The organism is Cupriavidus sp. C3SS-1, assembly GCF_057073755.1.
The window spans coordinates 965,853-988,489 of record NZ_CP172699.1 but is presented as its reverse complement, the minus strand read 5'-3'; the positions used below and the strand labels follow the sequence as shown (position 1 = coordinate 988,489).

15 protein-coding genes are annotated in these 22,637 nt (G+C 56.9%); 9 read left to right on the top strand and 6 right to left on the bottom strand.

The annotated features are described in order from the left end of the window. Positions 1–5: 5 nt before the first annotated feature. Positions 6–2,105: a RecQ family ATP-dependent DNA helicase gene (locus tag ACIGJC_RS04570; protein WP_483710840.1), complete on the bottom strand. Its 2,100-nt coding sequence runs from the start codon at positions 2,103–2,105 to the stop codon at positions 6–8. A 1,203-nt stretch (positions 2,106–3,308) separates the two neighbouring features. On the opposite strand from ACIGJC_RS04570, the gene ACIGJC_RS04565 reads away from it, so the two are divergent. Then, positions 3,309–3,854 carry a hypothetical protein gene (locus ACIGJC_RS04565; protein WP_483710839.1) on the top strand — a complete coding sequence of 182 codons (546 nt, stop codon included), beginning with the start codon at positions 3,309–3,311 and terminating at the stop codon, positions 3,852–3,854. 796 nt (positions 3,855–4,650) lie between these two features. Here the strand turns inward: ACIGJC_RS04565 and ACIGJC_RS04560 are convergent. From ACIGJC_RS04560 to ACIGJC_RS04550, 3 genes are all read right to left on the bottom strand, one after another. Continuing rightward, a complete protein-coding gene (locus ACIGJC_RS04560; RefSeq protein WP_483710838.1) occupies positions 4,651–6,315 on the bottom strand; it encodes a hypothetical protein in 1,665 nt (554 codons plus the stop codon). Between the two features lie 878 nt (positions 6,316–7,193). Further along, entirely contained in the window at positions 7,194–9,167 is a 1,974-nt protein-coding gene (locus ACIGJC_RS04555) for a site-specific integrase (protein WP_483710837.1), read from the bottom strand. A 691-nt stretch (positions 9,168–9,858) separates the two neighbouring features. Next, on the bottom strand, positions 9,859–10,308 hold the full coding sequence (locus tag ACIGJC_RS04550) for a helix-turn-helix domain-containing protein (RefSeq protein ID WP_483710836.1): 450 nt from the start codon (positions 10,306–10,308) through the stop codon (positions 9,859–9,861). A gap of 103 nt (positions 10,309–10,411) precedes the next feature. Here ACIGJC_RS04550 and ACIGJC_RS04545 point away from each other — a divergent pair, with 103 nt between their 5' ends. The 3 genes from ACIGJC_RS04545 (at position 10,412) to ACIGJC_RS04535 (ending at position 11,950) form a co-directional block, all read left to right on the top strand. After that, positions 10,412–10,741, top strand: coding sequence for a hypothetical protein (locus ACIGJC_RS04545; protein ID WP_483710835.1), 330 nt, complete (start codon positions 10,412–10,414; stop codon positions 10,739–10,741). Positions 10,742–10,785: 44 nt separating this feature from the next. Continuing rightward, positions 10,786–11,355 (top strand): transposase, encoded by a 570-nt coding sequence (locus tag ACIGJC_RS04540; RefSeq protein WP_483710834.1) that lies wholly within the window; start codon positions 10,786–10,788, stop codon positions 11,353–11,355. A 91-nt stretch (positions 11,356–11,446) separates the two neighbouring features. Next, positions 11,447–11,950 carry a helix-turn-helix domain-containing protein gene (locus tag ACIGJC_RS04535; protein ID WP_483710833.1) on the top strand — a complete coding sequence of 168 codons (504 nt, stop codon included), beginning with the start codon at positions 11,447–11,449 and terminating at the stop codon, positions 11,948–11,950. A 991-nt stretch (positions 11,951–12,941) separates the two neighbouring features. Here the strand turns inward: ACIGJC_RS04535 and ACIGJC_RS04530 are convergent. Next, a complete protein-coding gene (locus ACIGJC_RS04530; RefSeq protein ID WP_483710832.1) occupies positions 12,942–15,263 on the bottom strand; it encodes an AAA family ATPase in 2,322 nt (773 codons plus the stop codon). A gap of 291 nt (positions 15,264–15,554) precedes the next feature. On the opposite strand from ACIGJC_RS04530, the gene ACIGJC_RS04525 reads away from it, so the two are divergent. After that, positions 15,555–15,875 carry a hypothetical protein gene (locus tag ACIGJC_RS04525; RefSeq protein WP_483710831.1) on the top strand — a complete coding sequence of 107 codons (321 nt, stop codon included), beginning with the start codon at positions 15,555–15,557 and terminating at the stop codon, positions 15,873–15,875. Between the two features lie 274 nt (positions 15,876–16,149). Next, positions 16,150–16,950, top strand: coding sequence for an NYN domain-containing protein (locus ACIGJC_RS04520; protein WP_483710830.1), 801 nt, complete (start codon positions 16,150–16,152; stop codon positions 16,948–16,950). A 96-nt stretch (positions 16,951–17,046) separates the two neighbouring features. On the opposite strand, the gene ACIGJC_RS04515 is transcribed toward ACIGJC_RS04520, so the two are convergent. Continuing rightward, a complete protein-coding gene (locus tag ACIGJC_RS04515) occupies positions 17,047–17,892 on the bottom strand; it encodes a hypothetical protein (protein WP_483710829.1) in 846 nt (281 codons plus the stop codon). Between the two features lie 608 nt (positions 17,893–18,500). On the opposite strand from ACIGJC_RS04515, the gene ACIGJC_RS04510 reads away from it, so the two are divergent. From ACIGJC_RS04510 to ACIGJC_RS04500, 3 genes are read left to right on the top strand one after another with little or no spacing between them, the layout of a single operon-like run. After that, a complete protein-coding gene (locus ACIGJC_RS04510) occupies positions 18,501–20,342 on the top strand; it encodes a type I restriction-modification system subunit M (RefSeq protein ID WP_483710828.1) in 1,842 nt (613 codons plus the stop codon). Continuing rightward, a complete protein-coding gene (locus tag ACIGJC_RS04505) occupies positions 20,339–21,694 on the top strand; it encodes a restriction endonuclease subunit S (RefSeq protein WP_483710827.1) in 1,356 nt (451 codons plus the stop codon). The genes ACIGJC_RS04510 and ACIGJC_RS04505 overlap by 4 nt, the downstream gene beginning before the upstream one ends. Continuing rightward, positions 21,691–22,623, top strand: a complete 933-nt coding sequence (locus ACIGJC_RS04500) for a DUF5655 domain-containing protein (protein ID WP_483710826.1) — start codon at positions 21,691–21,693, stop codon at positions 22,621–22,623. Before ACIGJC_RS04505 ends, ACIGJC_RS04500 begins: the two co-directional genes overlap by 4 nt. Positions 22,624–22,637: the final 14 nt, after the last annotated feature.

Sequence of the window (22,637 nt, the reverse complement as noted above, 5' to 3'; positions counted from 1 at the left end):
TCGCTTTACTTTGCAGCCGTTGTTGCAAGCGCAAAGGGAAACACTGCGGTCGCTCCAGCTTGGCGGAGTAACGCAGTAGCGAGCGTTAACGTCCATGCCGAATCAACCACGTCGTCGACCAACAAAACCGGTGAATCGGCACCGGCACACAGCGAAATCTCAAGCGCTCCGTCTAGGTTTTGACACTGATGGAAGCGATTCTCCATGCTTTTTTGCGGTTCAGTTTCTCTTGCTTTCTGTATCGCTTGCACGAAGGGGACACCTAGCGATTGCGCCAAGCGCGCTGAAAAATCGGGGACTAAATTTGGGTTTCGCCGCGACGGGATACAGGTCACCCACCTAACGGCCATCGCGCCATGCCATCGATTCCGAATCATGTCTGCAGCTGCAGCGACCAGCTCGTCATCAAAGCGGCCTCTTGCCTTCCCAAGTGCCACTAGCTCGCCCCATACCGGCTCACCCCAACGGGATAGAACGCGGCCCTCTTCCCCTCGCAAGTGCTGGGGAATGTTCTGCCTGGACCATCCGAATGCAGCTTGATACCTTGGAAGAGCCTTCAGCTCCCATTGCTTCTTAAGTTCAAGCGGCATCTCGCTGTGTCTTACAAACCTTTGAGCAGAAATTTGCGCCGCACGCTGGATTTCAACAGGAAGTACAGGGCGCCCTAAACAAACAGCGCATCGTCCGCAGTTGTCTGCAGTGGAGTCATCCAACGCGTCAGCCAAGAATTTCATTAGACAACGCGTATCCGCCAGATATTCCTTCATCTGTGCCCACTCTGTTTCCCGCTGGTGGGTGAGATGTTGAATACGACGAGCGTCGAGCTGGAAGCGGTTTGCGGTTCGGAACCATGTTCCGTCGATGCGCACCACCGGCGACTGAGGCTCAACAACCAGAAGCTTTAGCACTTTTTCAATCTGCGATTGACGCAGATTTACTGCGCGCTCAATTTCCCGCACTCCCATACCGTCGTCAGCATTTTCGAGCGCACCCAGAATCCGGTTTATCTGCCATTCCGGTGGGAAGGCGGAGTTCCGGAAGTACTCGTTGATGTCCTCCTCTTCCTCGCCGGACAACAACACGCCATAGGCCGCTGGAATTGCACGCCCAGCCCGTCCCACCTGCTGGTAGTAAGCGACGACATTGCCGGGCGTCTGATAGTGGATGACAAAAGTCAAGTCAGGCTTGTCATATCCCATACCGAGCGCGCTCGTCGCGACCAGGCACTTAATGGCGTTTGCCAACAGGGCCTGCTCCAAAGCCTGTCGCTCCTCGTCCGATTTGTCGGAGTGGTAAGCGTGCGCGTCGATACCGTTCTGTCTGAGCCAGTCTGTGACGCGGTCTGCGTCACGAGTCGTCAGCGTGTAGATGATGCCGCTGCCAGGAAGTCTGGGGATATTCTCTGCAAGCCAAGCCAAACGGTCGGCAGGACTTGGCATTCTTATGTTCTGCAGCGCGAGGCTGTCACGAAGCAAAGGACCTCGTTGCACAGCAACCGGCCCACCGAGCTGGGCCGCAACGTCCTCTGTGACACGTCCGTTGGCCGTCGCCGTGGTTGCCAGAACCGCAATATTTCCAGGCAATCGAGCCAGCACTTGTCCGATACGGCGATAGTCTGGGCGGAAGTCGTGCCCCCAATCGGAGATGCAATGCGCCTCATCAATCACTAACAGACCAATCCTGGCCGCAATCGGCTGCAGGGTCTCTGCCACGAATTCGTCGTTGGCCAGACGCTCTGGTGAAATCAATAGCAAATCAACGCGGTCAGCAAGCAACTCGTCTCGCACACGGTCCCAGTCTTCTCGATTAGTTGAGTTTACCGTGCGTGCGCGAAGGCCGAGTCGGTTTGCCGCTTCAATCTGGTTGCGCATTAGAGCCAGCAAGGGCGAAATGATGAGAGTGACGCCACCTCCTTGGGCACGCATCAGCTTGGCTGATACGAAATACACCATGCTCTTACCCCAGCCCGTTCGCTGGACACACAGCATCTTCCCTCGCTGATTGACGATGTGGTCAATGGCCTCCCATTGGCCATGTCGAAAGTCGACCCGCCCAATGCCCATGGCTAACTGGAGGTACTGCTGCGCTTCGGCTCTAGTTGTCATTTTGTGATTCTCTACGCTTAGCAAATTGCCTCTATCCTCTAAAGAGGCATTCCATCATCGCAATGCATCGACCATAGCAGTCATGCGTGCAGATGCGCGACCGGCTGCGTTGCAGGCTTCACGCTTTCCCAACGCGTACGTCTGCCGGTGCGCGAATCCACCATGTCGTCCGGGTATTGCGCGACGCTCCGGCTCTGTATCTCCTGGGTTGCTGCGCCACACCAGATTTGCACCAGCCCGGCTGGTATTCGCGCGGCCCCCGCAGGTTACCGGCCGCACCTAGAATCGCCTTGACGAGACAGGGTTCTTGGCAAGCTTTTTGCTTCCGCAAGCCTATGTTACCGCATGGACCAAATCGCCCCACCTTTTCGCTGGTCTCCTCAGACGGTACGCAAGCGCAGTCGAGGACCGTGCAAGAACACTCATCTCTCTACCCACCCATCTATCTACCTATCTACCTTTCTACCTATGCAGCCATCTTCAACACGAATGGCTTCATTAGAAGGAACTCCGGCCGGCATGAGCAACCAGCAAAGAATGCCGCCCGCTCCTCGCCGCGCAGGAACAATAAAGTCGTTACTTAGACAAGAAGTCGTAACCAAAGCGAACATCGTGATTGCTTTTTTCCTCTCAGCAACCCGTCCCGAACGGGTCTGCGGTAGCCGGTGTCGCCGCTACTACACCGGCTAGTCGCTTTGAGCGCTCGGCCGGTAACGACTTTGTGCGCGCACCTCCGAATTCCCGGAACAGTAAAGTCGTTACCCGGCTGCCACCGCGGCCTATGTCTTCCTCTTGTCCGGAAACAAGAAAGTCGATACGCTCGGTCCGCCCTGGCGGCGACTGCTCCTGGTCCCAGTAGTCCTTCCCATTTCACGCGCCGACACTGCGAGCGTGTAGCGCAACCCAAAGCTAGTAGCGATGAACCTAGACCCTCACGTTTCCACTGCGCTTGAGCGCTTCTGTCGTACTGTCACGATTCCTCTATTGGTCGAGAGCGAATATGGAACCGCCCTACTCGGGACGGGAACGCTGTTCCGGCTAGCGGACCGGCACTTCATAGTTACGGCCGCTCATCTCTTTGATGAGGTGCCTGTGGACTATCGCAAAAACTTGGCATATCCCGCGGACTCTAGCGTTGTCCGGACAGACTTGCATACTTTTGGCTCGTACGAGCTTTACCGGCCCACCGACGAAACCCTAGACGTGGCAGTCCTCGAGCTGAAAGATTCAGAAACCATTGACCGGCTCCTGAAGGCGTACGACTTCCTGTCGCTTTCCAATGTGGCCCTGCCCTCACTGGCCTTGCGTGACGGCGCCTTCTTCATGACGGGTTTCCCTCGCGTGGACAAGACACCAGAAGGTGGCTGGTTTAAGGGGCATGTAGTCGGCAAGGTCGTCACAGCGTTCACCCAGCAGATTCCGACCATTCCTACAGGTGCAACACAGCCTGTTGTTCCCGGGCTGGACCTATTCTTCGACTATAGCGAGACAGCGACCGGGATAGATGGCCGGACAATGGCGTCGCCAGAACTGCCAGGGACCAGCGGGGCATCATTCTGGGAACTCCAGGAGGAGATGCCATTAATTTGGGCGCCGGAGCTAGTAGCCAAGGTTGTTGCAGTGCAATCCAGCTACAAACATGGTGAATACACGCGAGCAAAGAGTTGGCTGGCGGTGGCGAAAGTTTTTGAACAGGTGTCGTCGGATATTGCCGCGGAGGTCCGTCAGCACCTGGGCGCCCATCTCTGAGAAAGGCCGCCGGCGCGCCTGACGTTATCGCTGAGCCGGGGCCTGGCGTAGTTCGCCTGCCAACTCGAGCGTAACTGGCGCTCCGCACGAGTCGCAGAAGGCCCGACTGCCCTCATGCGAGACATCGTCGAGATGCGCTTGGCCCCCAAAGCGAGCTTGAAGCCGGCATAAACACGCGTACTCACCACACCCCATTCTTGAATTTGAGCCTGCTCGGTATAGGGTGGATGCGGGGCGGTCTGTGGATAACTAGCTGTCGTGGTACGTTTCGGCCAGCAACCAAACTGAGGAGCAGCTATGCAGTTAGTGTTTGAGCCCGGAACCTACTCCATCGTTACCGCGAATGGCTCCGCACACCTGGTCAGCATCGATGCGACTCACCTGGTCGTGTTCGACCACACCCCTCCAGCGGTTCCGGTCAAAGGGACCCTTCGCGCCACGGTATTGAGCAGCGATAGCGCTCAGCGCAAGCACCAGTTTGAGCCGGCACTTGATGAGCACACGCGACACCGCCTCGAGGGACCTGTGTTGCACTACGAAACTACTAGCGGAAGAGTCATCCAAGTGGAGCTTACTCGAGACACCAAGATGTAGGCTGTCGGACACTGCCATGAATAAAGCCGGCGAGGAGCCGGCTTTTGAATTAGCCCGCGAAGATTATTCGTAATAATCGCGTTTACGCGGGTCTCCTCTCCAATACGCAGCCCATGACGAATAAAACCCGCCGGGAGGCGGGATGAGCTTGACGGCTAGAGAACAGGCCAGGCCTCGTCGTTAACTGTCCGTCCGTGTGCAATCAAAAAATGCGACCGAGGGGCCCGAGTACTGTGCGAATTGCGTCCGATTTCGAGATATGCACGTCCCCATCGACCTTACCGAGCCAATCTCGGGTTGCTTGGCCGGTAGTTTCAGTCGGCTGCCCTTCCTTGACCATGACGAAGTTCGGCGCATAGACCTCGGTGACCTTTGGTACCTCGCTTACCTCCTCAGCCACCGAGGCCACAATATCGTCAAGCATCTCGCGAACCTTCTCTGCAACAGGAAGTACAACGGGCTTGCGTTCACGCGCGATGCGCTCACAGCTCGGCTCGAAGCAGACCCTCACGAACAGCTCCCGCGAATCAGTTGCATACATCTCACGCAGGAAGTCCGTAGTGCAGGACTCGAGGACCTCCTTCATGAGCGTATCGAATTCAGCTTGAGTCAGGAGGTACTCATCGGCCAATACAGGCAGCACATCCTGGACAATCTTTAGCATCTCCTGGCCATCGTCTTCGATGACAAAGTCGAGAGCCTTCTTTGCCAGAATGGAGCCACCTGACCCCGCGGCGACCGAGCCAATGACGGCGCCAATTACCGCACCAGCAGCGGTGCCAACGACGGGGACTGCACTGCCGATTGCGGCCCCAGCCGCGGCTCCTCCCATCCATCCTGCGGTACCCGCCGCCACACCGGCGCCGTTGACGACCAGGTTCTTACCGGCCTGTGCCCACGAGGCATTCTTTGAGATAGCAGCCCGGTAAAAATCTGGCCCAGTAAGAACCACTGTCGTTACGACTCCAGTGATGACGTTTGAGCGCAAAACCTTGGAAACGTGATTTGTCGCCGCTGCGCCTGACAGGGGCTTGCCTGCCGAGGCAGATGCAACTTTATCTACCAGGATTCGGCCCCAGTCCGTGCTTGCCACTTTTCGAACGCCTTCGCGTACAACAACGGTTGCCTTGCGCGCGAACTCCATGCGCAGCAGTTGGGAGGTGGCGACCCCTGCGACAAACGATGTACCCGCTGAAAGCAGGCCCATGTTGACGGACTCTTTCAGCGCCTCGGTGTTGGACTTCCCTTCCCACTTCGCCCTGGCAAAGCTGATGCCAAAGCCAATGGCAAACGCATAGCCACTCGTGACCGCGTTGTTCTTCGCGTCGTACTTCAGACTGTCGATATTGCCGGCGCGAGCGATGTTCTTCGCCTGTTGGTACGTGACGCTTCCTTGCTTGACGATTTTCGTTGCGTCGTCAGGGTTAGTGACATTTGGCACCTTTCCTTCGGAAATCTTCTGCCGCATGAGTTCCACGGCTTTCTCGTACTGGTCGCTGGGGACCTCGAGTTGCATGCCGGGATAACGGAAGTTGCCGGTGGTCGCGTCGAACGCATCATTCACCGTCTTCGTCGCAGAGTCGAAGTACTTCGTCTGGATGTGGATTCCGTCGGCAATCCGGTCGGCTCCGTTCTTCGCGTTGTTGGTGCCGACCTGGTCGACCTTCACGCCGCGAAACTTGTCATTCAATGCGTTCGCATCCTCAGCGGCAAAGCCCGTACCGCCCTTGGTGCCAAACTTATTGAGCTGGGTAGTCTCCAGGTAATCAACCGCGTTAGCGCCCACCCCGTAGTTGAACAGGTTGTCTTGTATGCTGCTTTGTTCAGGAGTGTTGTCCTGCAGTTTGTTCTTTTCGTCTCGACCCATACCGAAATCTCCCGTCGTGAAAGGTGCTATATCGGCATCTGGATTATAGCCATGAGTGGAGAATTCGGCACACCAGCAGTGCAAACATATACACCATCGTTATACGACGGCACTTTGTACGGATAGGGCTGGCCAGGGTCAGATGGTCGGATGATGCTCCCACCACGCATAGCAGAGTCAGAGGGACTAACCCGCCAACCTGAAGCACCACCAACGATGAGCCCCCACAAGGGAGGGTGCGGCGGACGAACGAAGAGCGCCCAGTACTACAGCGCGGACAGCCAGCTCGTACCGGCGCGGCAACTCAGCTCATCTGCCGAAGGGCTAGGGAGCGTCTCGACAGCTCTGGATGGTGATGTCCATACCAAGGGGAGCACCGTGCCGAATGGCCTACTACGAGTTGTTGAGCGAACAGTCGAGGCATAGGCTCGCAGCGCACTGGGCACTGGGCACTGGGCACTGGGCACTGGGCACTGGGCACTGGGCACTGGGCACTGGGCACTGGGCGACGCAGGACTTGCTTCAATCACCCCCAGTGAAGCGCCAAAAGCCCCGAACTTAGGTCATAAAATCTTTACTGATAATAGAAATTATCAGTAAAGAAGGGAGGGGTCGGCTCGGACTGGACGCTGAAATAAAGTCGGGTTCTTCTGCACCTGACAAGAGAAATGACACCATGCAAGCCATCGCCGATTCCAATCAACTGGGACCGGCGATGGCTTCACAAATGCTTTGACCCGCCGCAGCCGCCAGCCCACCACTGCCAGTCGCAAGTCCACATGCTTAGCCACCCATCGCCATGCAGAGTGGCTTCCGATGTCGCTTGCCCTCGGAGCAACGAAGTGGGAAGCCGGCGCACGCAATGCTGAATATGGCTCCTATCGCGACTGAGCGATGTGCTGCTCGTAGCGGACGAATGAATCATCCCGCCGCAGATGAGCATAGTTTGAAAGGACCGTCGCCAGGGTGTCATTCAGCAGTTCCGCGACGGTCAAGAAATCTCCCGGGTTCCTGCGCAACCAGTCGGTTGCAACCAAATGTCGAACCGCATGCGGCCCGAACCCTGGCGAACCGGGAATGTAGCGCCTCGTCAACTGCAGTACAGTGTCCGAAAGTCCCTCCCAAATTTTTCCCTCCTTGTCTCCGACGAGTAGGTAGGGGCTACTCTTGCCGGCTAGCAATGTATCTCGGTACTCACCAATGTACTCGTCCAGCAACGGCTTAACCCAGTCAGCGACCTTGACGTTGTAATTGCGCGACTGCTGGCTGCTCCCATTCTTCAGATGCAGCGGTTGCAACTGGATACGCCACCCTTGGCTTGGATTGCCGCGAACGGTACCGTTTCCATTTGGCAGCCACGTCAGTGAAATAAGCGTCCGCATTCGCAATGGATTGGAGAGTAGTAGAGCAAGGACGAGCGCGTTTCTCTTGTGTCGGGCTTCCGTAATGCTTCCCGGCGGAGAGGCTGCTGCATCGGCTTCGATGCGGTCAATGGCTTCGAGAAGCGGTTTGAGAGGACTCGGCAAGGCGAGAAGGTCTCCAATTGGCTCCTCAGGATTGCGACTGACGCCTGTCGCAGTGCGGATATAGTCCCGCAGCATTTTGTGGCTTGTTGAGCACATAGCTTGCCATGCTTCTGGACTTGGGGGTTGTAGCTCCATCGGCAATCGCTCGCGGAAAACTTCTGCCTGTTGCCACAAATATCCAGTCTGGGGGCGAAGCAAACTAGCAATAGCACGGGCAAATACCTTCTGCCCGTTGTGGCGGATTCCGGCCGATTGGTCACTCATCCATTGGAGATAGCACTCAAGCGCGCGAGGATGTGCACACAACGCCAGCGTCTGAGCGGGAACCGTACTCCACGAAATGCCTCCCTGCTCCGGGCCCAGATTGGAGACCACGCCAAGGAAGGAGCGAATGTTTGAAATAAACATGTCGGCAGTGGGACAAACCATTGCACCCCGCTGCGCCAGTTTGCTAACGCTCGTGGACATCGCCGCCGGGATAAGGCGCCACTGCCCTCGTGGCTGGCGTTCAAGCGTTGGAAAATGGGCAACCTTGTAGTCAAAGAGCCCTCGCCACTCCTGCAAGAGGGATTCGCTCAACGCGGATTCCGGAAGCTTCAGGCCATGTTGCCGGCGCTGAGCCATGCGCAAGCGATGAGAAGGTACAGTACCGGACGAAGCCGCCTTTTCAGCCGGCTTTTCGACAAGGCTCACGAGCGCCTCGCGCTCTAGCCCGAGTTGAACCTCAAGGCGCCTCAATCCGGGATAGGCGCCTGGACTCGGATTCACTCCTTTGAGCCACCGACCAAGTTTGTCGGGTTCGAGACCAGCCTGTTTGGCCAATTTAGGCGGGGCAATACCTGAATTCGCGATGCATTGGCGAAGGACCGCAGCGAGGCTACTCGGTTTGACAGCCGCCTGGCGGCCAGGGGACAGCGTTTGTTGGAAAAGCCTTTGAATTGCCTTGAGCTGAAGTGCGCGGTCACGACGAGTCCGCGGTGCGACGGTGATGGCTTCAAGATACCCGCGCAGCTTTACCTCAAACTGCCCCGAGAGTTCCACTCCGACGTTCGACTCCAACGTCTTACCGCAAAAAGCGAGATACCCATTCAAGGCACTCAAGTGGTTGCGATATTGCTGCAATGCGGAAGGACTTGGACCATTATCGAGAGAAAAGTGTTGCTTCAGTTTGGTTACGAGGTCGGTGTAAGGGACTGCCATGAGTAGCTCCGGTGGGTTGGAGCCCGCAACGACGCCGCAGAACCTGACCTGTATTGCGTTATCTGCCGTAACGGTGAAATAACGTTGGTTTCCCAAGTAGTTGAAGCTAAGGTGTTTTTCCTTCATTTCTTTCCTCTCTGCTTAGCAGGCAGGAGGACTGCATAACGTTATCGCGAGCACATACCCCCGTATAGCTCGGCATGAGGGGGATGATTCGTGCAATGCGCGACCGCCATAGGCAGACGCGACAAACGACCGTGTCCAACCTCGGAACAAGGCGAATGCCGCCCAGGGACCAGGCAAAGTTAGTTGAGCAATTGAATCACGAGATGAAGCGACCGGCGGAGTGCTACGCAGCTTTCAGGCTGGATTGGATTTCTTAGCCGAAGCCCACCATCCGAGTCATGCATACCCCGGCCCGTGCAGCAGTGAGTAGCCGAACCCCAGCGGGAATAGCAGGAATTCTTGGGGCTCCCGGCCTCCTTGGCCGCCCTTGGAGCATGCTGCGGGACGCCACAACTCGTCGAAGACCGGCCCAGTGGCAACACTAATATGAAGGGTGTGTCGACGGATACGACACGGGGGTCAGGCCCTGCCCCCCAAGGGCGAGGAGCGGCGCGCAAATGGGGCTAATCCCGAGAATGCCGCCACTGCCAGGTAGAAGTCGGGTACCTGATGCTGGCGAATGGTTAGTTTTCTCTTTGGCTACCTGTTTCTTGCAGGCGGACTTCCAAGGTAGCTCGCCCGCCATGAGGAATTCAGCATGCTAGCGTCAGAAGTTAGGTGACACGACATGTCGGGACGTCGCCCTTCCCCCTCAGGACTTCTTCCCCAGAACGCCTTTCGAGAACAATCTGTTCTCGATGATGTACGCAATCTCCTTCTTGTCGACCCTAATCAGGTACGGCCAGGCGAGGAGAAATTCCGCGAGTTCGTCGTTGTCGCAATAGAGGTATGCCGTCGGGACCTTGAGCACCTTCGCCAGCTTCTGCGCGATTTCGACTGGAGGTTCGTGAACTCCACTCTCGTATCGGCTGATGCGTGTGCTGGCGATAGTTTCGTCCAGGCCAATTGCCACACCTAGTTTGTCTTGGGGAATGCCGGCTCGCCGCCTTGCCTGTCGCAAGCGACGTCCGAATACAGTAACCGGCTCTTTTCTTCCCATTCTGCGAATATCGTAGATTTCGCATTGCGTTTCCCTACGAAATTCGTAGAATCGAGAACCAGCCACGAACGGTGAAAATTGCTTGACAAATCGCCATTTCATGGTTCGCTCTAGGCGAAAAGCACTATGAACCCCACGGGAACGATGCTCTCGCACAAGAGGGAACACTCCCGACATGCCCGCACAAGCGGCAGGAGCTCAAGAGATGAATCTCGATGACGTACCCGACGACTTCCCACGGCCCACGCTTCCAGCCGTAGTTCCTGGCGGGCAGCCAAAAGTGGGCGCCACCTTGTCATGGAATGTCTACGTTGGCGGCCAGACGCCTGAAGGGAGATTCGAGCGCTGGTTCATATGCGAGGACCTGGCTCAGCAACTACTTCTGGTGGCTCAAGCTGACGCTGCGAAGCATCCCCATCATTCGCCAGACGAGACGCTTGGACGCGTACGCGTATCCGTTGCGCGCAAAGGGTGGGTATCGCCTGCAGAACTGGATTGGCTCGTTCACCGACTGAAGACCCTGCTGCAATGGTAGGAGCCGAGGTTCTGGCGTGGAACCATGTATCTGGAGAGCGCAACATGTCATGCCGCGATGACGAAAGCGGAGCGGCGTCTTCTCGCTACGTGCCTAAGCCCGCCCTTCACCTCGGACGCATCGTCCAGGACATTCCGCCGGTGGTTCTCGCCTTGGGAAAGGCAACGTGCCGCACCCCGGACGAGCTCCTGGCCAGCCGAACGCGCTTTGGCTATCCCACCTATGCAATCGAAGACCCCGACGATAGTGTGACCTGGTACTTCTCAAACGACTTGCAGGAGGCAGTTGCCATCGGGCTGAAGTGGCTCGAGAAGGACTGCGCTCTGATACAGATACCCGAAGACCAGAACGGCGAGGTTGTCTATGCCTACGAAGCACGAGGCCTCGAAGATGACCCAGACCTCGAGTACCTTTTATATCGCCAAGGCTTATGGGGCGCTGCGGGAGGGGACATGAATGAAGCGGCGACACCGGAAATCATGACTCGGTTGCGTATTGAACTCTTCAAGTTCCTAGCCCGATTGGGGGGAGGACAATTCATCTTGCTCGACTTCTCAAATCCGGCTTCGGTTACAAGGTACCTAGAGCATTGGGAGAATGACCTTGAGCCGTAGCACAAATCGGCTGCAGGCCATCTTGCGCAGGTCACAGCCATGACCTCGCGACTCAAATGCGTTATGGCCGCGCTCTACCGGCGACCAGAGGATGGCATCCGTCAAGTATTCGCACTATCGCGCGGCGAAGCAGAAAGGCGCGACCAAGTATGAGTTCTGGCGCTCGACATCGCATGCAGTGGACTCACTCATGGCTCGCCGGAGCCTGGGCCAAGCGATGACACGCAGGCACCTTACACTAGACGAAATGGAGGCCGAGATAGGAAGCTATCTGAGGACCTACCGCATCCATCGCAACATCGACCAGGCTACCCTCTCAAAGCGCGCTGGCATCAGCGTGCGGGCCCTGCGGAATCTCGAGGCGGGCAACGGTTCGTCATTGCGCACCCTCTGCACAGTGCTTAGAGCTTTGGGCCGCGAAGGATGGCTCGACATGATTGCGCCTGTCCCTACCATCAACCCGTTGATGCTTACAAGGCAGGCAAAGCCACGACAGCGGGCAAGCAAGCCCAGGAAGAAGAAGCCGACATTCAAGGAAGCGTTGGCAGCAATGCCGGACGTGGGTGGGGACGATGACTTCCATCGCAATGGATAGCTGCGAGCAGACCTAACACCATGGCCGCTTGTGAGATGGAGGCCCGTGGCCTCGGATACTGGGGCAACTCGAATCTCCCATTACTACTGTTCGTTGGAGCTCATCATGCTAAGAGTCACTGTAGAAGTTGTCGGCCAGAACGGCTCGGCCAGGGGGATAGCAACCGCTTACATAGGCAGGCTCGAGCGCAGTGCCACTCCCGACTACGTGGTGCAGCTGCGCGAAGACCAGCGCGAGCACGGCGAGAAACGAACCCTGCATGCCTACCCGCGGCACGCAGCGTCCATCTTTGACCTCGTCGCGCGCTCTTGCAGTCGGATTGACCGGGACCGAGGAACTCCCACCTCGCCCCGAGCCCCTCAGTGTTCCTATCCACCGTTCAGGTAACACCGACGGTAACACCGACTACGTTCACCTGTGCGAAATACCTGAGCCAGCAGCAACGCTCTTCCGCAAACGCATTGAGTATTCAGGGTGCCCCGTCATTGAGGAAGACCCCACGCCGATGGACTGTGCTTACGCATCCGACTGGCAGGACTTTTTGACCGGCCGGAGATGGCGCAGGAGGTGCTCTCTGCGGTTCCGACGGACTGCGGAGTTGGGCCATTAGTGTTGCACCCGTCACGTCGCTAGCACTTCTGAGCCAGGCTCCCACAACCAGCAAATTGCCCGTTGTGCGGCGCGGCCGCTGAGCGGGTACGGTCGTCCCAGCTACGCGGGTCCAGGTACACCTGCCCCTCGTGCGGCTCGTACGTACGGAGTGGAGTCGGCCGCTTTGGCCGGACTGGTTGCCCCCCCCCACTTCGACTCGGCAAGTCCTCGCTCGGTTGCAAGCGTATGAGCTTCTCCCGCTCATCCAGCGCGATAAACAAAGGGGCGGGAGGCCTTGGACGGGCGAGTCGCTACGCCGCTAGGTGTTCGCAACCTCTTGCCTATCGGGTGTCCGCGAGGAGAACTTGCGCTGAAGTCGTAGCGCTGTCTCAACTTCGCTTTAGTTCGGGCCCTTTACGACAGATTCCATTTCGGCGAGGTGTACCGGGTCAAGCTCTCCCATCCATTCGAAGATTAGGGCGATGACGTTTCGGCTCTCTCCGTGAAGGTTCTCGGATGCATCCGAGTCAATTTCAATGTAGTCGCTGTGCGAGTACTTGTTGATGAACCTGTAGATGCGCTCTTTGGTTTCTACAGTCGTCGTCTTGCAACCTTGAATCGCCGCGGCCATCAAGCTCGCAATGTCGCCGCGCTGACGTGGGAACTTGAACGATAGGAATGCTTCCAGGAGCTTCCGGGCGAGATTCGCCGAGAGGAACGAGTCTTCAATCGACAAGGACTCATGTTCTCGGAACTGGTGCAGCCGGGAAAAGATGTAGTGATACTCGGAATGGTATCTGACCAGTGTTTCGTTCGCGTTCGTGAGCTGCGAGCATCGCGGTAGGGCGTTGTCGGTCTCGAGCACATAGAAAAAGGCGGCTGGGTCCTTGCCCTTTTGCACTCGATTGCTGTTGGCCTTGGCGTACCAGTCGCGGACCAGTTTGTAGAAGTTGAAATTGTGGGTTAGGACGAAGAGCTGCTTTGCCTTCTCACAGTTTGCACGCAGGTATGAGTAGGCATGGAAAAGGTAATTCGAGTCGAAGCTTGAGATGGGGTCGTCGACGACGATGATGGAGTCCTCGACGCGGTTGTCATTCTCAGTCAACTTCGTGATGAAGTAGACGAAGGCGATGGCTGTCTTCTCGCCTTCGCTCAGGTTACCGTCGTGCTTAGACCCGTTGTGACGAACGATTTCGTATCCGCCGGTCTCAGGCTTAAATTGCAGTGAGATTTCGGAGCGACCGAGGAAGCGGTGGAGAGCCGCATTGAACTGCTCGGCGCCAATGCCAGCACTCGACAGAGATTGCTCGAGCTGCCTGACCTGCTGCTCCAGCTTTCGGCGGACGGTAGCAGACTCTTCTCGCTTCTTGTTCTCGGCGTCGCGCTCATTGCACCTGTCAACATAGCCGAAGTCTCTCGCCTCAACAGCCGCATAGTGCAGCTCGAGGCGTTCCTTGCTCTTCTTGGTTTCTGCTTGGAAGTTCGCTGTCTTTTTGTTATGCGCGTTGACCTGCGCGGCGACGGCATTCATGCCTGCCTGGACGGATTCAATCAGGTCGTGAGGTAAGGGGGAAACCTGGAGATTCGTATTGAACTGGTTGGAAATCTTCTCGCGCAGGGCGTCGTGCCACTCACCGATGCAATTGTTGAGTTTCTGCACTGCAGTCCGCAAGCTGGTGGCCGCGCCCTGGTAGGGGCCGCGAAACTCGTCATAGAAGTCGGATTCCGACGGCAATGCGGAAACGTCGACATACTTGCCATGCAACCAAGAGTCTGCTGAGCTGAGGCGTTCCTGGAACTTCTTATACTCCTCGTTGAAGTGCGCCTGCAACTCTTGCAATCTTGACGGGTGGAGAGCGCCGCCGCAGAACTCACAGGCTTCGCTGGAAAGCTCCTGATGCAGTTCAATGCCGCTCGCAACCCACGTCTGCAACCCAGAGTGCTGGGTGAGGCGAGGGATGGCGGTATTGACTGCACTTGCTCCAAGGAGGTCTGTCAGTCGTTCATATGCCTTGGTAAAGCTTTCGAACTGCACCTGATTGAACGATACCCCTATGTTTGGACGATGTTCGGGCCTCGCCGCTTGAGTTTGAGCTGCCAGGTCCTTTGTCGAGAGGATGGAAGCAACGTCTTTCACTGCAGAGGCATGACTGCCCAGGAAATCCTCGAGCTTTGTCTTGTTGTAGTTGAAGTAACGGTTGTCGCTTACATCGATGACCTGAAGGCTCGTCTTGGTCCGCTTCGCGCTGTCGGTGAGGAACTTGGAGATGGCGGCGTCGAGCTCACCGGCCTTCTTGACGTGTTGCTGTTCCTGAGTGGTGACCTGTTCAAGCTCCTTGCGCAGGGCGTCCAGAGCCTTCTTTTCTTCAATCTTCTCCTTGGCTACCAGGAGAATTCCCTTCACTGACTTGTCCCAATCAATGTTCTTCTTGATGAAGCCTTGATTGAAGGTGTGAATATTGAGGGTACAGTTGGAGACCGTTGCTCCAGTAATCGGGCCACCTTCCGCCAGGTCAATTTGAATCTCAGCGTTGGGAAACCTTGTTTGCGACAATGGAGTTCGAAGCTGCAGTGCTTCGAACACCGTCGAGAGCGTGGACTTGCCGCTGCCGTTCCATCCGTAGATGAGATTGAGCTTTCCAAACGGCTGCGTTTTCGTGCCATCGAAATTTCGAAAGATGCCGTAGTTTGTGAGCCTTCGAATCGATGTGATTGTGGACATGGAAAAGGCAGACTGCTTGCATCGTGACAGGAGCAGCCATTATGCCCACGAATAGATGCGGTGCTCACCCCACTGCTGGCGGGGCGGCACCGACAAAGCGCGTCAATGCAATCCGTTGCAGTCTCATGTCCGTGCTGGACCGATGCGAATCTCTTGTTCCCCCGCTGAAATGCGGGGCGCATGACCGTACACCCGCAGTCGAAGGGGCTTAGCAAGGGCAACCAGAGGGAAATGGGGAAATTTGTGCGACTCATGCCACTCCGAGCCCGGGGGACTTCACCCCATCGGGTGATGCGTGACCTTACCCTTGCCATCATGTTCTTCATTTACCTACCAGTCATTTTGCTGGTTGCCCTCATGTCAGTGTCAGGCCTGGGCCACTACGCTGGTACGCGGGCGGCAGCAGAAAAAAGCGCCGTCAACAAACGAGGGGGTGAAGCCGCCGCGGAAAAGAAGGAGTTCTGCTACGTGTTGATGGACAAAGGTAGTGAGGTCGCTCGTGGCTTCCCGATTGTTCGCAGCGAAAAGACCATCGCTCTTTGGTGGAATGGCAAAGTAAGAATCGAAGAGACTGACGGCCGTTCCTTGCAGACGCTGACCGAAGACCGTTAGGTCGTGCTTCGGCTCGTTATGTGCTTCTCGGCAGCCACCCTAGAGACCGTCGCGCAACGTTATTCTCACGCTGGTTGAAGGAAGAATGCGTAAGCCGAACGATGCCGGGCATTCGGAATCTGGGGAGCTCTATGGCGGACCGCACCATGTTCGCCTTCATCTTGGAGCGCAGCCAAGAGGATGGTAGGCTCGGCTCTCACAACTCCTGAACACTTTGTGGTCAGTCGCTCAAATGCATTATGCTTGAGCCTTCGTGGACTCTTCGAATCATGTGATGGTATCCCCCAGAATCGTCGCAAAAATCGAAACCGAGGAACCGACCTCACGTCTGGCTGTCCTCATAGATGCCGACAACGCCCAAGCGGCCGTTATCGAAGGAATTCTTGCTGAAATCGCGCGATTTGGCGAAGCGTCCGTGAAGCGCATCTATGGTGACTTCACCTCCCCAAATAGTTCGTCCTGGAAGAAGGTACTCCAGAAGTACGCTATCAAACCGGTGCAGCAGTTCGCCTACACCACCGGAAAGAATGCGACAGATAGCACCCTCATCATCGATGCTATGGACTTGCTATATACCCGACGGTTCGATGGTTTTTGCTTGGTGACCAGCGACAGTGATTTTACAGGTCTGGCAACACGCATACGGGAAGAGGGGCTCATGGTATTGGGCTTCGGGGAACAGAAAACTCCTGATGCCTTTCGTAACGCGTGTCACAAGTTCATACTCACCGAGGTGCTTCGCCCCTCCCAAGTAGAACCCGAAGGAGTCGCCGCGTCGAAGCAGGAAGCTATCCCAGCTACTCCGCCTCAGCCGACCGCTGCAGCTCCGCAGACTTCCGCCTACCCTCGGGAATTCATGCTCTCTGCCCTCGAACAATCGTCCGACGAGAGTGGCTGGGCACATTTGGGAACCTTCGGCAGCTACCTGACAAAATTACAGCCCGACTTCGACTCCCGGGTCTACGGTTTCAAAAAGCTGTCGGATTTGGTCAAGGCAAGGGGAGACATTTTCGTCACGGAAGAGCGTGCTGTACCTGGTCAGTCCCAAAAACAGCTCTACCTGAAGCCGAGGTAGCCATCCGCATGCAGCGCAGTGCGAGCCGTGTCCACATACGGGGATAGGGCCGGCAGGCATTGTGGTGCACGCCAGCAGGTTCGCGGAGGTCCATTACTAGCGCTCCTCAGGTGCCTTCCACGAGCGAAAGCGCTCTAGTGCATCGACGCTGCCAACTAACTCTTGAGCTCGTCTTAGGCGTTCACGCATCTTGTTCTGTTCATCGGTGCCCAGGCCTTTCAATCCACGTTCGGCATCGGAGAAGAAGTCGGCCAATCGCCTCGACTGAGCCCAGCCGTCAGTGATTTGAAGGAGCTCCTCCGTACTGTCCTTCAATGCCTTCGCCGCTCGCTTTTCCGCTTCCTCTCGGCGCCATTGCTCGCGCTGGGCTTCCCAGCGCTGATGTTCAAGTTCAGCTTGCCGCTCGCCCTCCGCAGCTAACCTAGCGACCTCGGGAGCCGACTGTCTCAGTTCCTTCACAATGACTGGAATGAGACCCGTAATGTCACGGCCCGGCTTCTCCCGCCACTGCCGACTCCACTCCGCACGCCAGTATGGAGAGTAAGCCTGCAAGCAAAGGCGGCCGGTTGGCAAATCTTGTTTGCTGGTCCATCCATGGTCAGAAACGTAACGTCGCCGCTTCGGAGGAACGTACTCACTGAGTCGCACGTATTCACCGTTTACGTACCTCACTTCTGCCTCTTCTGACATCTCAAAAATCGTGAGTCCGATGGCGACCGTACCGACGTAGACAACCGTGCAGCGGCCGGGTGACCATCTGTCACGGTAGCGATTATCCTTCCGAGGGACTTCGCGCTCATCGAAATCACTTCGCGTGAGATGCTCTCCACGAGGTGCGATGACAACCCGATAGCCACCTGCCTCCAAGGCGAGGAACAACTCATTTGCAAACGACAGCGCCTTATCAAGGCCTGTCTTGGTGGCGAGTATGTCGACAAGCAACCTCTTTCTTGGCTTGAGGTACCCGACGCCGTAGGTGACCCGGCCTTCTTCAAAAAGTACCCTGGCGCCGGTAACTAGGGCGTGCTCGGTGTTTGTCCGTTTGATGCGCTGGGTCCGCCGGCTGGGCTCGTCTGAGGGCGGTTGTGGGAGTAGGCGCCTAGTTCCCCACTGAGCGTCGCCCCGAGCCCACACGAGCTCATCCCCAGGACGAGCGTCGGGCAGACTCGGCTTCGGGTGCGCCTTCCCAACGGCCAACTTCGCCCAATATCCACGCTCGGGACGGGGAACATTGAGCAATGTACATACCCTGGCCATATAGCTGGACGAGACCTCGAACCGGGCGGCCACTTTTAGCATCGGTTCAGACCAGACAAGTTCGTAGAGCGATTCGCGACTGACAACGCCTGAGGGCGACTCGATGCTTCCGCCCTGGGATTGATTGCCATCGGAGGTGTCTCTTTTGTGCATACGTCAAATTCGTAAGGAGCTTTCCACCCGGGTCTTTGGCCCTCGCTCAAACCGATTGCCCCCCCGCAAGGTAAAATCCATGGCGCATCCGCGCCCCATAAATCGGCTGCGAGACCCCGAAGCCCAACGTCCTAGAATAAATGAACCACCAAGCACTATCCTCATTCATCTGGTCCGTTGCTGACCTATTGCGTGGCGACTACAAACAATCGGAGTATGGTCGCGTCATCCTACCGTTTACGGTGCTTCGACGGTTGGACTGCGTACTGGAATCGACCAAGGCGGCAGTGCTCGCCGAATTCGCCGCCAAGTCCAAGGCCGGCCTCAACCCTGAGCCTTTCCTTTTGCGGCTGGTCGGCGACTCCAAGTTCTACAACACCTCGCCCCTCGACCTGGTCAAGCTGCTGGGGGACCAGGACCATATCCGCCAGAACCTGTACGCCTACATCCAGGGTTTTTCACCGGCGGCGCGCGACATCTTTGAGCGGTTCGATTTCCACAGCCAGATTGAGCGCCTCGCCAAGGCCAACTTGCTTTATCTGGTGACGGAAAAGTTCGCCAATATCGACCTCCTTCCGTCCACCGTGGATAACGCCCAAATGGGGCTGGTCTTCGAGGAGCTGATTCGCAAATTCGCCGAAATCTCGAACGAAACTGCCGGGGAGCACTTCACCCCGCGCGAGGTCATCCGGCTGATGGTCAACCTGCTGTTCATTGAGGACGACGATGTGCTCACGCCTGGGAATGCCGTGGTGCGTACCATCTACGACCCCACGGCAGGCACTGGCGGCATGTTGTCGGTGGCGGGCGAATACCTGCTGGAGCACAACCCCGCGGCCCGCCTGACCATGTTTGGCCAGGAGCTCAACGACGAGTCCTATGCCATCTGCAAGGCGGACATGCTCATCAAGGGCCAGGACGTCGCCAACATCGTCGCGGGCAACACGCTGTCGGACGATGGCCACGGCGGCCGCAAGTTCGACTACATGCTCTCCAATCCCCCGTTTGGTGTCGAGTGGAAGAAGGTTGAGAAAGCGGTGCGCCAAGAGCATGAGCAGAAAGGCTTCGACGGGCGCTTTGGGCCCGGCCTGCCACGCGTGTCCGATGGCTCAATGCTATTCCTGATGCACCTGCTTTCCAAGATGCGTTCCGCGCAAGAGGGTGGCAGCCGCTTCGGCATCGTGCTGAACGGCTCCCCGTTGTTCACTGGCGGGGCCGGCAGCGGGGAGAGCGAAATCCGCCGCTATGTGTTGGAAAACGACCTGGTAGAAGCCATTGTCGGTCTGCCGACCGATATGTTCTACAACACGGGAATTTCCACCTACGTATGGATTCTGTCGAACAAGAAACCGGATGACCGCAAGGGCTACGTCCAGCTCATCGACGCCTCGAGCTTCTGGCAGAAGATGCGCAAAAGTCTGGGCAGCAAGCGCAAGGAAATGAGCGACGAGCATATCGCCATGGTGACTCGGCTTTTTGGCGGTTTCCTTGAGGCGGAGCTCGCCACAGTGCTAGACGCTGAAGGCAAAGAAGTCGGTCGTTATGTAGTGGCCGCCACAGCAAACATGCCTGATGCGCCTGCGGGCGGCCAGGTCAAGCTGTCGCCTATCTCTCGCATCTTCAAAAACGAAGAATTCGGCTATACCACCATCACTGTCGAGCGCCCGCTGCGAGACGAGCAGGGCCAGTTGGTACTGGGTGTCAAAGGCAAGAAAAAGGGCAAGCCGCAGGCGGATAGCGCATTGCGCGATACTGAGAATGTGCCACTCACCGATAACATCGCCGCCTACTTCAAGCGCGAGGTGCTGCCGCACGTGCCGGATGCCTGGATAGATGACGAGAAAAGCAAGGTTGGCTATGAAATCCCGTTCAATCGGCACTTCTACGTGTTTGAACCGCCGCGAGACTTGCACACGATTGATGAGGAATTGAAGACCGTGTCCATCAACATCATGAAGATGCTTGAGGAGTTGGCGGAATGAGCCTGCTGCGTTATCCACACTACAAAGACAGCGGCGTAACGTGGCTCGGCGACGTCCCAGCTCATTGGGAGCTTAAACGACTTCGCTATGTTGCACGCCTGAATCCGTCGAAGAGCGAGGTTGCGCAGTTGGACCGGGAGACTGAAGTGTCGTTTCTTCCTATGGAAGCGATTGGAGACGACGGCACTATCATCATCGAGCAAAGCCGGCCACTGGCGCAAGTAGAGGTCGGCTACACCTACTTTCGCGACGATGATATTGTCCTAGCGAAGATTACGCCCTGTTTCGAAAACGGTAAAGGTGCCGTTATGCGAGGACTGCTCGGCGGAATTGGCTTTGGCACGACAGAATTGATTGTCGCACGCCCCCAGCACGAAAGCACCCTGAGTGACTACCTGCACTGGATATTCGTTTCTTCCGTATTCAGAAAGCAGGGAGAAGGTGCAATGTACGGGGCTGGCGGGCAAAAGCGTGTGCCAGATGATTTCGTTCGCGATTTCGCGATGGCGTTCCCGCCCGTACACGAGCAAAGAGCAATCGCCGCCTTCCTTTTACGCGAAACTGGCAAGATTGATGCGCTGATTGCCGAGCAGATAAAGCTCCTCACCCTGCTGGCAGAAAAGCGCCAGGCTACCATCTTCCACGCCGTCACCCGCGGCCTTAACCCCGACGCGCCGAAGAAGGATTCCGGCGTCGCATGGCTTGGAGAAGTGCCGGCGCATTGGCGCATCACTCGACTTAAGTACGCAGCCAATCTGATTGTGGACTGTCCGCACGAGACACCTGTCTATGACGATGACGGCTCATACAAAGTTATCCGAACGGCTGACACCAGCGATGGGTCTCTCGACACTAGCCAGATGTACTTGGTGAATGAGGTCGAATATCAGAATCGAATCAGGCGGCAGTCCCTTGCCAAGGACGACATTGTGTATGGAAGGGAAGGCGAACGGTGGGGCTTCGCGGCACAAGTACCGGAGGACGACTTGTTTTGCCTCGGACAACGCATGATGCAATTTCGGGCAGCCCCTTCAACGTGTCCACGCTATCTGATGTGGCAACTCAACTCTCTGAGTACCTATCGTCAAGGCCAGATGGATACCGTCGGGGCAACGTCGCCTCACGTGAATGTCGGGACCATCAGGAACTACATTCTTGCTGAGCCGCCGTCAACAGAGGAGATGGAAATCTCCGCCTTTCTCGACGCCGAGACCGCCAAACTCGACGTCCTCAGAGCTGAAGTCGAACGTACAATCGACCTAATCAAAGAACGCCGCAGTGCCCTGATTGCTGCCGCCGTTACCGGCAAAATCGATGTGCGCGACGCAGTGCCGCAGGAGCTGGCCGCATGAGCGACATCCAGTTGTTCCGCCTATTCAATGGCACCGCAGACGAGCTATCAAGCCAAGCAGCGAAGCTGGAAAAGCAACTGCAAGCTCTCATCGAGGCGAACATGCCGACTTTTCTCGGCGTGCGTTTTCTGGCCAGCGAATACGCTACAGGCAAGACGCACAAGGGTCGCATCGATTCGCTAGGCCTCGATGAGAACGGTTGCCCCGTCATCATCGAGTACAAGCGCCACAGCAACGAGAACGTCATCAATCAGGGCCTGTTCTATCTGGACTGGCTACTGGACCATCAGGCGGAGTTCCGCTGGTTGGTGATGGAAAAGCTCGGAAAAACTGTGGCTGAGCAAATCGAGTGGGCTGGCACCCGTCTGCTGTGCATTGCCGCCGATTTCACGCGCTATGACCAGCACGCTGTGCAGCAGATTCCGCGCAATATCGAACTGATTCGCTACAAGCTATTCGGTGAGGACCTGCTGTTGCTGGAACTGGTGAACGCCCAAACCATTCCCGACGCCACGGTGGTCAAGCCGGTCCCTGTCGGAGTACCCGCCGAGCCGGACAAGCCGAAACCGACAGGCAAAGATAAGTCCTTGGAAGAGCAGCTTGCGCTGGCCACGCCAGAGATTTGCGAGTTGTACGCACAAACGACTAGCTTCCTGACTGCCCTGGGCGACGACGTGCAGGAAAAGCGCCTGAAACTCTATACCGCCTTCCGGCGCTTGAAGAACTTTGCCTGCGTAATTGCCTACCCGAATCGCGTACTCATCACGCTCAAGCTCGACCCGGCGTCGGTTGCGCTTGAGGAAGGCTTCAGTCGCGATGTTAGCCAGGTCGGTCACTGGGGCACCGGCGACCTCGAATTGACCCTCCATAAGCTGGCCGACCTCGAACGAGCCAAGCCGCTGTTAGAGCGCAGTTACGCAGAAGGCTAGGCGGCACTCCCCGC

Bases quoted from the DNA above. Each gene is read 5' to 3' on its own strand.
- ACIGJC_RS04570 (WP_483710840.1), bottom strand. From the start codon at position 2,105: ATGACAACTAGAGCCGAAGCGCAGCAGTACCTCCAGTTAGCCATGGGC.
- ACIGJC_RS04560 (WP_483710838.1), bottom strand. From the start codon at position 6,315: ATGGGTCGAGACGAAAAGAACAAACTGCAGGACAACACTCCTGAACAA.
- ACIGJC_RS04555 (WP_483710837.1), bottom strand. From the start codon at position 9,167: ATGAAGGAAAAACACCTTAGCTTCAACTACTTGGGAAACCAACGTTAT.
- ACIGJC_RS04550 (WP_483710836.1), bottom strand. From the start codon at position 10,308: ATGAAATGGCGATTTGTCAAGCAATTTTCACCGTTCGTGGCTGGTTCT.
- ACIGJC_RS04545 (WP_483710835.1), top strand. From the start codon at position 10,412: ATGAATCTCGATGACGTACCCGACGACTTCCCACGGCCCACGCTTCCA.
- ACIGJC_RS04540 (WP_483710834.1), top strand. From the start codon at position 10,786: ATGTCATGCCGCGATGACGAAAGCGGAGCGGCGTCTTCTCGCTACGTG.
- ACIGJC_RS04535 (WP_483710833.1), top strand. From the start codon at position 11,447: ATGGCATCCGTCAAGTATTCGCACTATCGCGCGGCGAAGCAGAAAGGC.
- ACIGJC_RS04530 (WP_483710832.1), bottom strand. From the start codon at position 15,263: ATGTCCACAATCACATCGATTCGAAGGCTCACAAACTACGGCATCTTT.
- ACIGJC_RS04525 (WP_483710831.1), top strand. From the start codon at position 15,555: ATGCGTGACCTTACCCTTGCCATCATGTTCTTCATTTACCTACCAGTC.
- ACIGJC_RS04520 (WP_483710830.1), top strand. From the start codon at position 16,150: ATGGTATCCCCCAGAATCGTCGCAAAAATCGAAACCGAGGAACCGACC.
- ACIGJC_RS04510 (WP_483710828.1), top strand. From the start codon at position 18,501: ATGAACCACCAAGCACTATCCTCATTCATCTGGTCCGTTGCTGACCTA.
- ACIGJC_RS04505 (WP_483710827.1), top strand. From the start codon at position 20,339: ATGAGCCTGCTGCGTTATCCACACTACAAAGACAGCGGCGTAACGTGG.
- ACIGJC_RS04500 (WP_483710826.1), top strand. From the start codon at position 21,691: ATGAGCGACATCCAGTTGTTCCGCCTATTCAATGGCACCGCAGACGAG.